This is a genomic window from Rhodococcus sp. ACPA4 (genome assembly GCF_002300185.1).
Taxonomy (GTDB): Bacteria; Actinomycetota; Actinomycetes; order Mycobacteriales; family Mycobacteriaceae; genus Rhodococcus_F; species Rhodococcus_F globerula.
Genome location: NZ_NSDY01000002.1, coordinates 1,341,942 through 1,356,021 on the forward strand (window position 1 = coordinate 1,341,942; position 14,080 = coordinate 1,356,021).

3 protein-coding genes are annotated in these 14,080 nt (G+C 58.7%); all 3 read right to left on the bottom strand.

Annotated features, from left to right (window positions below; all coding sequences use genetic code 11):
• Position 1: 1 nt before the first annotated feature.
• On the bottom strand, positions 2–6,463 hold the full coding sequence (locus tag CJ178_RS29455) for a DEAD/DEAH box helicase (protein ID WP_095888584.1): 6,462 nt from the start codon (positions 6,461–6,463) through the stop codon (positions 2–4).
• A gap of 51 nt (positions 6,464–6,514) precedes the next feature.
• Entirely contained in the window at positions 6,515–10,738 is a 4,224-nt protein-coding gene (locus tag CJ178_RS29460) for an Eco57I restriction-modification methylase domain-containing protein (RefSeq protein WP_306453221.1), read from the bottom strand.
• A gap of 359 nt (positions 10,739–11,097) precedes the next feature.
• Complete coding sequence (locus tag CJ178_RS29465) at positions 11,098–13,995, bottom strand: SNF2-related protein (protein WP_095888743.1); 2,898 nt, start codon at positions 13,993–13,995, stop codon at positions 11,098–11,100.
• Positions 13,996–14,080 lie beyond the last annotated feature (85 nt).

Below are 14,080 nucleotides of genomic sequence, written 5' to 3' on the forward strand. Positions count from 1 at the left end.
GTCAGAACTCCCCGCTCGTCTTCAATGCTTCCAAGATGGATGCCATGTCAGGTGAGCACAGTGTCCACCCTGCTTCGGTAATCGTATTGGCCGCGTCTTCGTCGTGGTCAAACACCACGCCGACGCGGGTGGAATGCCACGCGAGGTCGAGGACCTCACCCTCGTCTGTCTCGTACCCGAGTTCGGGTGGCGTCAGCGTCGGCTCCGCAGTTCCGAGGGCGTGAACCAAACTTCGCTCAGCTTCGGAAACAGCGTTGTGCAAAGCCTTTTGCCAGATCGGTGACAACTGCTCGGGCTCCGGTGCCGATGTAATCGGTGCTGCGATAGGTGCAGCGTCCAGCAATGTGCGGGTGGTGATCTGGTGCCGGCCTGCTAGTCCGAGCCAGTTCGAGAGACGCAGCCATTCTTTCCACGCACGACCGTCATGGGCTTCGAGCGCGTCGTTGCGGTCGTCGAGCGCAAGGACTGCTGTAGCAGATTTGTCGGCACGCGATGTTACTGCGACTGTCACAGCCAACGGGCCTTCGGTCAGAGACCAGCAGATATCGGTGCCCGAGATCGAGAAGGGTTTCCCACCGTCAAGTGCCGCGAGCGCAGCCGACAGCATCGATTCGGCGGTCGACTGAACTCGATTGTCAGTGCGCAGAAACAGATATGGCATGGATCGACTCAGCGCAGTCCATGAATCGAGGTCAGGGTCAGCGACGAACGCCAGTAGCTGGGAAATCGGATCCTTGGTGAGGAGTCGCAGTAGTCCGGGCTTCAAATTGAAACTCTTCGTCGCGAACTGTGTCGACTTGCTGTTCAACCATGAAGGTTCGTACTCGTCGTTGTTCTTGAACCTTTGTAGGTCTTCGTGTCCGAAGGACCACACGATGTGGCCTGATTCGCGGAGACCGGCGCGTTTGCCGGCGTCGTCGGTTACTCGATTGTGTTGCGACGATGCGTGATAGCGGCGACCATCAGCGAAAATTGCGACTTCGGGGATGGAGGTATCCGAGGACGTCAGCATGAAGTCTGGAATCACGAACCCCTTTTGTACCTGTGGGATCAGCGACCACCGGCGAACAGGCTTGCCTGGCAACGTGATGGTTGCGGACGGCCCATAAGTGCCGGGCTTTTCGACCACTGTTGCGCCCATCCCGTGAAGGCGTCCGATGAAGGAAGTGTAGAAGTCCTTTTCGAGGTGCGACTCGTCGCTGGCGGGAGGTGGGGGTGGTGCATTCTCGGTGAGCGAGGTCAACCAGTCCTGGATGTCAGGTTGGGCGCGACGACCTTCCACGTCGAGGATCTTGTCGAGGACGGTCAGAGCCGTCATGCGCGAGACCTTGTCCATCTCGTACGGTGTTGCAAACGGCAGCAAACAGCGGTGGCAAGCGAGACGATCTTCCTCGCGGCAAGGGCATTCGCGCACTACCTTTCGGGCTGCGACCAGAACTTCCCATACTTTGTTCGGATCGGCGAACTCCGCGAGATAGCCTGTGCCTCCGGGAACCGTGTCGTGAATCAGAAGTGCTCGGCGGTCTGGCGCGCGGAGAGCGTCGCTGATGGTGACCACGTCGAGGTGTTCGGGAGAACCGCCAATGACCTGTCGGAGTCCGAGAAGCATTGCGGCACTCAAGCTCGGGTGCGCAAAGGTGTCGTATTCGAGCTCCGGAGGCAAGTGCAGCAGCACGCCCTGAGTTCGCAAAGTGCGAGACAGCGCGATTTCGCGAACATCCTCGTTCTTTGCTTTCCTCAATCGGCACCAGGTGCGATGCTCGAACTGGTTGTTGCTCCCGGCCTTGCCATCGAGCTGCCCGCAGGCCGCGCACACACGGAAAAGGCCGGTGTGTGATTCTTGCCCAGCGATGATGCGCTGCTTGCCCTGTGAGGTTCGCTTGCCGAGGTTCAGCCAACGAATATCCATGCGGCGTAGATACTCTGCACCAAAATCTCGATCGGCGACGTACCAGGATCGTCCAACCTGGGCCGGGTCGATATCGGCCGCGACAGTGACGGTGAAGGGTTCTTGATGACGATTGTCCCGACCGTCGTTGATCGTGGCTTCGTCGCGACGTACTTCTGCAGACACGCGCGTCATCTCGACCACTTGCAAGCGTTGACTGACGTCAGCGATTGCAGTGCTCTGACAACGAGGGCACGACGCGATGGGAGACAGAGTCGCGCCAGCCGGCGTGATCGCAACCCAGCCGCACTGCGGGCAGACCTGCCATGTGTGGATATTGGATTCACCGGTACCGAGATCGACAGCATCGATCTTGACGGCCAATCCCTGCGCATAGAACGTGGCGCCGGGGGCTAGCTCTGTGAGTGCGACGCGGGAACCTCGCTGGTAACTGAGTTCGTCACTCATGAATGCCGAGCTGTCCGCATCGATCCATGTGACGCCGACGTCCAAAGTGACACTGTCGTCGAGGAGCGTGTAGTTGGGGAGAACCCCGTAGCGCTCGAGTACCGAGATCCAGTAGTCGAGGGTCATGGACACGATCTGTGCACCCAGCAACTTGATCGACCCTTGCGCAGTGCGCAGTGCGCGGCGGTCGTCTTCTGTAGCGGCTGGAGAATTGAACCTGCGCTCGAACTCTGGCAGCTGCTCGGTGACGGTGTCGCGCCGAGTAGTCAGCTCGGCCAGATCCCGGTTCCACCGATGGACCGTTTGTTGAAGGTGCAGCGTCAATTCGCTGTGACTGCCGTCGGTTGCTGGTGTTGCCCACGTCTGCAGGGCGCTGATGGCATCGTCGCTGAGCAGCCCGTCGAACTGTCTGAGGAATTCTGCAGTCAGCGTTGGTGCTTCGCTGTCCGCGTTAGCGATGAGGTTAGCCATCCAAGTGCCGTCGTCGAAGCTGCCGAGGACAGCTCGGGCTTCCTTGAGCACTACCGTCTGTGGATCGCGGGCAAACCGGTCGATGATGTGTGCGACGTACTGACGCTGAAGGATCTCTTCTGCACGCAGGAAGGTGGCGGGCGGGCGGACGTCACCCTGAATAACAGACAGCGGATCGAACAGCTTGGGTAGGTGTTCCCCGCGACCACGTATGTATGCCAGAACCAGTGAGTTTCCGGTCAGACGACCGGCGCGGCCGACTCGCTGAAGGTACGACGAGACGGTTCGGGGCATCGACCCGAGCATGACGGTCGACAGGTCGCCGATGTCGATACCCATCTCCAACGTCGGTGTAGCGACCAGAACGTTCGGTGCTTGAGGATCTGCCCCGCCATTTTTGAAAGCGGTTTCATACGCGAGGCGCGTAGCGGTGGGCAGGAGCGACGTGTGCTCGCGCGCGACGACGCGTTTCATCTTGGTTGAGCTGTAGAGCCGTCGGTAAAAGTTGTCGGTTCGTGCTGAGCGGCGCAGTGTTCCGGGGCAGCGCACCAACAGGCACGGTGCGCCCGACATTTCCTTCGTCGTTGTGATGCTGCCGGGGACTGGTGCTTGGCATACGTCGCAGACGAGAAGGTGCTGTCCATCAAGGAGCGCTTCGATATCGGGAGCCGATACCTGCACCATTGTTGGTTGCAGTCCATAGACGGTGAGGCCGGTTTCGCTGGTGATGGTGTCGAGGATGCGCTGCTCGGTCAGGAGTGTGAACAGTGATTTGGCGAGATGTGTTCCGTCATAGGGTGATACACCAAGGCACTGGGAGGCCCACTTTGCGTACCACGATAACGGTGCGGTGATCGAGTCGAATCCCTCGGGAAGCGAACCTGGCCCTGATCCGGAGGCGGGAAAGGTCGGTGCGGGACGGCCTTTCGGGAAGGCGGGCATTCCTTCGCCCTTCGGGCGGCCGGTCCAGACGTGGTAGCGGTTGGCGTTCTTCTCCAGGTAGCTGCGCAACCACTCGTGTCGGATACCACCTTGGGTTCGGATGCGTTCGACCGTTCCTCGTACCCATCGCGCCAAAGCTGCCGGGTCGATTTCTGGTTGATCTACGTCCCCAAAACGCCCTTGTTCACCGCGGGGGTCGACGAACATTCCCTCTTGTTCGCCTGGAATCGCAGCATCAGTGAGTGCGAGCTGCAGATGCTCGGTGTTCTCGACAGCTAGACGACCAAGTGTTTCAGCACGCCCAGGCAGGCCTAGATAGACTTCGGCGACCACGCTGCCGGTGAGTTCGAGTGTTCGACCGGTTCGGGACTGCAAGCCGAATTCTAGGTCGATGTCGAATTGCAAGCGGCGCTTGGCTTTTTGTTCTGCAGCGCGGCGGGAACTGTGGTGTGCATCGGATTTCCAGAACGCAGTGAAGTCGTCGCGGTCGACGATGTCTGGCGGGAGTAGCTGGTAGCGACGGGTTGGGTCGTTCTCGGCGCGTGCAACCACCGACTGGGTAAGTTCCGTCAGATCGATCGGTGTGGGGCCGAGGGCGCCGCGCAGAGTTGAACGCAGGCTAAGGCTGTGTGAGCGGGATTGCACGAATCCGGCGCGGTGGGCTGCATCTTGGACGCTGTCGGTGAACATCAGCGCCTTCTTCTCGCCGGCGTTGAGATCCTTGTTACCGAACATGTTCGACAGGGTCACCGAGAGTTGTGTTGCGACAGCGCTACCGAGGAATCGAATGCCGTCGTCGACGCCGCAGGACGGGCATGCATCTTTCTTGGACAGCTCATCCGCGTCAGGTCCAGTGAGGGTCAGGATCGGAAGCGCTCGGGCGTCGAGGGCATCGTCACTGTCGGCGTCAGGTGCAGCGTCGAGGATTTCGCGGTCATCGATGTGGAACCAGCGCAGTCCCTCGATCTTGTTTTGCTCCGTATGTAGTTGAGCCTCGGCAGGTGCGGAGATCAATGCGCGGAATCGAGAAGCGCCAGCTGCGTGGTCGACGCGGATTGCCTCGTCGGTGACGTCGAGGGCCGTGCCTGTGGGGGCGAGACGTGCACCCCATCCGGAGCGTCCACAGTGTCTGCAATAGACGGCGGGCAGAAACAGTTCGTGTTGATCGGCGACAGTGCCGTCATCTGACCATCGGTAGCCGGCGGTGGCGTGAACCAGGCGGTCGACTCTGCTGAGTTCTCGTACCCAGAGGTGGACATCAACATTCAGTGCTGAAGGGCCAACCTCGGCCCGGATGTGAGACAGCAGTGCAAAGAAGTAGTCGAGGAACTTCTGCTGAGCTGTGGCAACTCGGTGAGCATCGCGCTCGAGCGTTGGTGCGGCGAAGACTCGCGATGCCAGATCTGCGAGTGAGACTGCGTCAGTGGCATGTTCGAGGACTGCCGCAAGCAACGGGTGCGATTTGACTAGGTGGAGAACGTCCTCTTTGTTGCTCATCACCTTCAAATCCGCATCGGTCAGGCCATGATCTGAATCGGAACCGTCTGTCCGTTCGAACAATTCGGCCAGGATTGCGCGGGCGATCACAGGATTGATATCGGGGACGGTATCGCGGCTCTGTTCGACGGCCTTGGCGATCGTGTCTACTGCATCGCCGACAAGAGGGTCAATCGGTCTGAACAGTCGATCCAGATCGGGTCGCCGATCTGTGAGCCATTGTTTGGCAGTGGTGCGGGTTTCGCCGATGACGGAATCGTTGTCGAACTCTTCTCCGAATACGGTGTGCGCGAAGCTCAGCATTGTCGTGGGATCGGACTTAGAACCCAGGGTCGCCGACGTCGCGACCGGAGTGATCTTGCCAAGCGGACGCGCTCGATCGGCGTCGGTGGCCTTCGACGCTTCGGTCCAGTAACTCTTCACTGTGAGTCCGAGTCGGCGAAGCAACATCGCGACGTCCGTGCCTTGAGCGCCGTCGTAGGTGTGGAACTCGTCAAGGACGATGTACTGCATGGATTCTGCTGATTTCCGCCACAGTGCTGCGTCCTCAGGGCGGAGCAGCAACTGGTCGAGCATCTTGTAGTTGGTGAGCAGAATATCCGGTGGGGTGTCACGCATGATCGATCGATCGGTGATCAGGCCGTGTTCCGATACCTGTGTTCGGCCGGTCTTCTGCTCGCCGGTGTAGAGACCGGCCGTGACGGCTCCCAACTCCGGATTGCTCGTGATGAGTCGAGCCAGACGTTCAGACTGGTCATTCGCCAGTGCATTCATCGGATACAGAATCAAGGCCTTGGTGCCGGTGATCCCGGCCTGCTTGGCGCGCAATACATGGTCGATTATCGGGTACAAGAAGGCTTCAGTTTTGCCGGATCCTGTTCCGGTGGTGACCATGGTGGGCAATGGCCGATCCTGGAACTTGGTTGACAGCCGTTCAAAGGCCCTGGCCTGGTGACCGTATGGCGTGAACCCGTCTGGTCGCCAATCGAGCGGCAGTCCCCAGTTGCCGCCAGCAGGAGCAAATGGTAGCCGCAGCCGCGCATAGGGACCCTTGAACATTCCGCCTTCGGGATCGCCGATGAAGTCCGTCAGGGCTCCCTGCGCGTCAGGATCGGTGAGCGCGAACGTGGTCGCGAGGTAGTCTGTGAGACCCTCGCGTAAATGTTCAGCCTGCAGGGTTGGCAGCAGTGCCCCCATGATTGGTGTCCTTCTTGTGTGCGATGCGGCGTGAGTTGGTGGATCAGGCTGTTACAGAAGGAGATCGCTGAAGTGCTTGTGAGCCAACGTCATATCGTGCTCGCGATCAACACCGACAAAAGGCTCTTGGTAGGTCACACCATCGACGGTGAGATCTGCCGGCTTGAGGAAGCCCTTCTTTCGGTACTCCGACGCGAGTTTTCCGGGAAGCTGGCGTCCAGTTGCGTCATAGCGAGCCTCGCGCTCGTACTTCTGGAGAACAGGGAATTGTGTGCGGTAGATCGTCAGCAGTTCCTCGATTGTGATGCCGAGCATGACGGCGACGATTGCGTCGATCTCGACTAGAGCCTGACGGCGGTCTGCGGCCCGGCGAAGTGGCGTCGCCCATTCCCATGTTCCACTCACCGCACCAAGCTGTGCTCTGTTCAAGTATTCGATTCCGCTGCCCAGCACCCACGAATCGCGTTGCCAGCGAGGATTGTAGAGCTCAGCCCAGAGTGGGGAGTAGGGGCGTACGAGGCAGTTTAGCCGCAGGGTTCGGAGGATCAGGTTGTCTTCGAGCATGCTCTCAGTTGGGAGCGGCAGCTGTTTCCAGATTGAAGCCTTGACGTGACTGCTGCCAATAAGCTTCACTACGAAATCTGCGACAATTGAATGGCTGACTCCGGCCATCACCGCAAGGTATCGGTGGCTTGTCGGTAAGGTACAGGTATTGACCGCGTGGACGTGTGTGGGGCCCGGTGGTAGCAGAGCAGTCTGAAGTGTACGAACGCTTTTGACTGGTTGGCTCATTTCTCGCCACGCCAAGCGGCAGAAGTTCGAGCTGGGTTCATCCAGCCATTTCCGGTAAGCAGACCGGTATTCGCTGTAGGGCTTGGCCAACTGGTAACTCGTCCGGGGGATGAATTCCTCAGAGATATTGTTTAGATCAATCTCAGAGGTATCGAGATTGTTCCGCATGGTCTTGTTCGGCTGCTTGTACAGGGGAGTGCCTACAGTCAGATGTGGGCCTTGCAAGATGACCTCTTCCCATCGAGCGGGGATGGCGGAGGCCGATTCAAAATAGCCGCGTTTACGGTCTGCTCTCTCGTGCCAACCGGGTGTCCACTCAAATTCACGAGACCCCAATCGGGGCGAACTGGAAATCTTGTTGAGGACGTTTGAACTGGCACGGTTGACCGGATAGAGCATTTGTGCCTCGGAGGGTGCGGTGCCTGGCTCGTCCAGCAGTAGTGCCCACGTTGCGAGAACCGTGGCTGTCACCTCGATTATTCGCTCGGAATGGGGTCGGAGATCCCAGTTGCCGGCATCGTCTTTCAGCCCAGGAGCACTGCCGCTGCCGTCGTGCAGAAGTGATCGTTCAACTGTGCTGGGGTGGTATAGCGATGCGGCTTGCTTGAAAAAGACGTTACTTTCTCCTGCGTAAATGTGAATTGCGTACTGCTTGGCATGGTCGATCTCGAATAGCCGCAATTCATTTCGGAACTCCCAGTGGCGCCGCAACCGGCCGTACGCTTCGCTGCGTAGCCTTTTTGCTCGTAGTTCGGTGAAATGACTATCGGGATGGATGAGTCCGACAATTCCTTCGGCGCTCATTATCCGCCACGTGCGCTCCATGAAGCAGCGGTACAAATCAGGTTGCAGACCTTTGAGAGCAGGACGATCGACCGACGATGCTAAATGCTCTGTGGCTCCCACTTGATTCGCTCGTTCGTTTAGAACTGTCGTCATTGCGTTGGGCGCGGCAAGCGTCGTTTTGCGCTTCTCGATTATCGCGGATTCGGAGGGGTCTTCGGCTAGTCGCCACCAGGGATCGAACTCAGCAAGAACGCCAGCCTCGTCCCAGTCTGGTCGGACCCATGGAGGATTTCCGACCTGTAGATCGAAGCCGCCCTTCGCGAATACTGGCGCGAAGTCGAGTTCCCAGTGAAAGAAGCCTTGACTCGCTGAGATCGATTCGGCGACCTGGAGCCATGGGAATTCGCGCATCGCACTGTCAAGCTTCGTTGCGCCACTGAATAGCAGTTCGTTGGATTCCGCCGCATCCAGTTCGACCCAACTCATCTCGGCAAATACATTGAGCTGGCCGGCCTTCTCCTTCGTTGATTCCTTGATGGGCGTACCCAGGATCGCTTCGAGGCCGCCGATCCACTGATCCCAGTCGGGTGCTTCGATATCCGACGTGAGCGGCCAAGACCAGAGCGCAGCCCACGCGTCCATCACTCGACGAAGTCGCCGGTATGCGCCGTTCGGATCCTTGAGTACAGTCTCAATCTGTTCGCGCGTCACGGCTGGATTGCGCTCGGTCTTCTCAGAACCCCAGATGTCGATGTCGCGGCGAATCTCTGTCTCGGCGATCTCCAGGCGTCTCGCGGTGAAGTCCCAGAGCGTTTCGACACGTTGTGCAAGTGCACTGAGACGCTTAATCATCGTCTTAGTGGGATTTCCGCGAATTCCATTGCGCCACAATCGGAGGTCATCGCGATTCTCAAGAGCGTAGGTTCTCGCTTCTGGCGTGTCGATGACCGCACCCCAACCTTGCGAGGGGACCAGGAAGTGATGGATTCCGTTGCCGATTTCCTCGCCCAGCGGTACATCTTTCGGGACTGTCGTCAGCCAGGACTTCTTCGTGAAGTGGCTTGGCGAATAGACTGCACGTCGAGCACCGATCAGGGAGTTGCCGCGGCGCAGGTGCAGACCAAACCAAGGCGCCTGCAACCCGGCGACCATTGTGTCGAGCCAAAGAGAGATCTCAGCAAGTTCGACTGCAGTGGCATTGAGGTCTACTCCATACACCTGATGAAGTGCGATGTGTGCCTTGACTTTTTGTAGCTCGAACGGCACCTTATCCGCATCGATCCGCTCGCCAAGGTCTTCCTGCTTACGCTTGAGGTATTCAGCTGCTAGTTGGCGTACCGCTTCGATGGCGAAGGCGCCCGAACCGAGAGCGGGCTCGCAGATGGTGAACTGCAGGATTTGCTCCGGGGTGGTGCGGGTTCCGTCCTGATCCAGCAATTCTTCGAGGGCCTGCGACACAACAAATTTCGTCAGGACCTCAGGTGTGTAGTACGAAGCTGACTGCTGGCGCTCGCGGCCGGCAAGGCGGAAGACGAAGCTGCCTTCTTTGTGTACTACCGGGATTGGTTCTTCGCCGGGTTCGCTGGTCAATACGAAATCAGACTTCGATAGGTGGTCCGCTCGAGTCACAGGGACTACCCACGATCCCTTTTCGGAATCGCCGTTCTTGGCGACCTCATATAGGTCTTCCTCAGCAAAGAAACCGGTGTAGGACATCAAGCCCTCATACACAGCGCCGAGCTGGTTGATGCCTAGTTCGGCATAGCTGATGAAGCCACGATCGGCACCCTTGCGTCCCTTTGACTCCTTTGACAGGAGTAGGTGCTCAAGCACCTTCTGTGTGGTCTCGTTACCCAAGCCAACCTCATCGATCAGCGCGGTCGCCTTGGGGGAGAAGAGATCAGCGCGCAGGCTGTTGAACTCGAGTCCTGGAGCTGGGTCATCGGCGACGTGGTCGGGAGCATGCGGGGTATGGCCGCTGTCCACTAGACGGAACAGCGTCGCCAGAGACTCATACAGGTGGGTTCCGGACTGCGCCTGAGGTGAGACCAATTCCGTGAGGGTCAGCTCGCGCAAACGATCCAGGCCATAGCCTTCGCCATACTCGGGTGCGCCGGTAGGCAGCACACGCATCTCGGGTGATGCCTCTGCGTACAGCAGGAACAGAATTCGGTACAGGAACCGAAGCGAGTGCTTTGCGAGTTCCTGCCCGTTGATGCCGTCGAGCGTCAGCTTCTGCTCGGCGCGACGGTTCACCACCTCGTTGGCGATCAATTCGATGGACAGTCGAATGCCCTCGCGAAGATCCTTTGATACTCCAACCGTGTGCTTGACGGAATCTTCGAGAACGCCGGTCCACCAGATATTTCCGTCAGCGTCGGGGACGAGTGACTGCCGGCCGAATATTGCTAGTGCTCTGTCGATTTCGCCGCCGCGTGCCTCGTGACGCCGTTCTGCGACTACGAGGAGATCTACTGCGAGATAGCGGCCCTCCGCCCACCGTTCAGCTTCAGCGAGTAGCAGCCACTGGCCGGCTTCCACTACGACGAATGCTGGTGGTTCGTCGGTATGGAACACTTCCGATATGGCCTTGGATACGGCGCGAATTTGTTTGTTTTCAACAATTGCCGGATCGATAAGCTGACCGGTCGTGGGATCGAGTAGATCGTTGATCGATTCGACAGGGCGAGCCTGCAAGAACAGGACCTGATCGACGCCAGCCAGTGCCGCGTTGGGGACATCAACTTCTGTTCCGGCCCGCTCGCCGTGGAAGTGAGCGAGAGTGCCTGCAAAGCCGAGCGATTCGCGAATCAGAGCGTGCGCCGCAGGAGCGGCATCAGGATCTTCGGCTAACGCGGCGATTCGAGTATGGAGATCTCGGCATGCGGCGAGGAACGCCTGCCGCACTGTGTTGCGGCCTTCCTTCGCCTCCGCATCCCAATACTTGCGGAGTTCGAGGACCTTGCCCTGAAACGACTCTTTGACAGAATCGGTCGTGAAGTAGTGCTCGCTGATCCAGTCTTCGCCGACGACGATGGAATCAAATGTAGCCACGGTTACTGGTCCTTCTCGGTGGAAACCGCAGCGGAGGTATCTGCGGGAACGATTACGAGCAGTGGGCGCACCAGCTGCTGGGTGGGGGCCATCATCTCGGCGAGGCGTTGCTCTTCCTCGATGCGTCGAGCAAGGCGGCTGATCTCTGACTTCTGAGTACCAAACAATGCGAGTTGCTCAGCTTCGGAGTTCCATCGATCGGCGCGAATACGCCATTCGGCGAGGCGCTTCTCTGCGCTGGTTTGCTGGGCCGACAAGGTCAGCGACATTGCATTCTGTGCCTCGGTGACCGCAGTGGGTATCAGCGACTTGTATTGCTCAGCATTCTCGACTCCACCGGGGTTCGATGAACCCGGTTGCAGCCCGGTTTCCTCTACGAGGAAGCCTAGATCCGCGTGTGTCTGGACCACGCAGGACGAAGGATTGTCGGGATGACGGAAGACTGCCGTCGAAAATACCCTGGAGATGAGCTGTCCACGGCGGTTCATTAACGTGCCCATCAGCAGCACAGTTGGGGCTTCCACATCGCCGCGGATCACAAATATCTGATTGCGTCCCAGGGCGCTCAGTGCCCGATCGCTCGCCCAATCGAGGACTGGATGCAACGGGCCGAGGAAATGGGCTTCGGGCCACGTTGTGTTGTTGACACCCTTGCCTTCCTTGGCTATTTGCAGTTGTGTGTTGCCGACTGTTATCGACGTGGCGAGCTTGAGCCGTTCGAGAATGCGACCGTGTTGCAGATAGTTCTGCGGCAACTGGCCGAGCCGCTGACGAAGATCCTTGGGGGGTATCAGCTCAGCGATCTGGTGTGTTTTGTTGATCGTCCAACCCACACCGCCATCGTCAGGATGATTGCCCGGTGCATCGTGAAAAGCGGCGTGCAGGGCTTCATCCAAGAAGGTGATGTCGTCCTTGTACAGGCTTTGCCGCGGAGCATCGGGAATCTGGGTTTCGGATGCGTCTTCGGCGTCGAACTGCGCGAAAAACGCATCGAGATCGTCCCCGTCGGCAACGTCCTCGGCACTACGTACAACTGCGTCGATGTTGGCGCCGGTAGCCAACACCTTGCGAATTTCCGATTCTTCTTCTCCGACAGTGTGTTTGCCCATGAGAGAAGCGACGTCGCCGAGGGCTGAATGCGCTTCGTTTTCACGTTCGAGAAGTCGGGACAGGATTCGGAGATCGCCAGAGAAGTCGGGATCGGATGGCTCGAGAATCAGCGAGGAGATGACGGGAGGGAACTTCTGCCCATACCTGTCGACACGACCGTTACGCTGCTCAATCCGGATGAGGCTCCACGGAATGTCATAGTGAATCAGGTTGTGGCACTGGGCATGTAGATTTACGCCCTCCGATGCGACATCGCCTGTGACGAGAACGCGGATAGGTGAAGTTGCCAGTTTGAAGCTGTCGACGATTGCCTGTTGTTCTACGTCGGAGAGGCCGCCGTGCAACATAGCGATGTTCTCAGGCTTGAGTTTGAGCGGTGCAGGAAGGTTTTCGGTGAGCCAATGCAATGACGCAACCCGTTCGGCGAAAACAACCGCCCGCATATCCGACTTGGGTCCTACTCCGATCTCGCGGAGACGATCGACTAGCGCGGAGAACTTCCCGGCTTTTTCATTGAGGGCTTCGGCGTTCAACGCATTCAGAGTGGCCAGTGCGTCGAGCTCGAGCCGCTGTTTCGCGTCGTGCTGATCGAGCTTGTTGCGACGCTGCTTGATGGTTTCGGCCAGCGCAGCGGGGGAGGAGAGAAATGCCTTCGCCAACGTCCACCCGAAAAGAGCCTTGGTATCGCCGGAATAAGGGGACGAGGTACCGGCTTGGGGATGTAGCCAGGTGCGCGACAGCTCCGCTGCGACGTCGTCTTCCGCGGCCGACGGTGAAATCAACTTGTGCACGGGCTCTGCGCGTTCGGCCCAGTCGCTTCCCACCTCGGCAGCTACTTCGGGGTGATGACGGTGACGTCGGATCAGCAGCGTGTCGACGTCCTCCTTGGTGAAGGAACCGTCGGGGGCAACCATCGTCGGGTCAAGTAGGCGTAGTAGTTCTGCGAAAGACTCCGTGCGTCCATTGTGAGGAGTGGCAGAGGCAAGGATCAGGGCCTCGGTTTTCGGCGCCAGCACTCGCGCCAATTCGTTGTTCAGGCTGGTTGTGTTGGTGAGGTTATGGGACTCGTCGATAACCACCGCATCCCAATTGTGGCGCTCGAGATGTGCCTTGTAACGGGGACTCTTCAGAGTGTCGATTGAGATGATCGCACGCTTGAAATAGGTAAAAGGGTTGCGAGTTGCGGGCAGCTTCTGACGAACCTTTTGAATGCCAGCGGAGTCGAGCCGAACAAATGGCAACGCGAATCGGCACCACAGTTCATGCTGCATCTGCTCCAGCACATGCTTTGGCGTGACAATCAGGATCCGCTCGCCACGCCCACGCCGGACCAACTCCGACAGAATCATTCCGATCTCGAGAGTCTTTCCCAAACCGACCGCATCGGCGAGCAGAATTCGAGGTCGAATATGTCGGGGGTCGAGGGCTTTCGCCACTGCGGCGCGCTGGTAGCCGAGGGAATCGGCAAGCATGTGGTTCGAGACGGTCAACGACTGCTCGCCGTACGGTACCGGCGTTTTGCGAGTCAGCGCTTCGAGCCACAACCGACTGTTTCGGTATCCATCCGAGTCGTCGGCGACTACCTGAACGTCCTTGGGATCCTGGACCTCGATCTTGTCCAGACTTGAATAGAACGCAGCGGTGGTATCCGCGACCAGCTCGGACAAGCCCCGCACTCGGATCAACCAGCCGTCAGAACCCTGCTCGGCGGAGGTGACGAGCCACTCCTCATCGCGCACCACGACAATCGATCCGGGTGCAACATTGAGTTCTGTAGCAGTGGACGTCATCTGCGACCGCTCCGTTCGTTTGACCAGCATGTAGGTGCTATCCAACCACTCGGGCAAAACGGTGCCGGTATCAGGGATGTGCGGC

Bases quoted from the DNA above. Each gene is read 5' to 3' on its own strand.
- CJ178_RS29455 (WP_095888584.1), bottom strand. From the start codon at position 6,463: ATGGGGGCACTGCTGCCAACCCTGCAGGCTGAACATTTACGCGAGGGT.
- CJ178_RS29465 (WP_095888743.1), bottom strand. From the start codon at position 13,995: ATGACGTCCACTGCTACAGAACTCAATGTTGCACCCGGATCGATTGTC.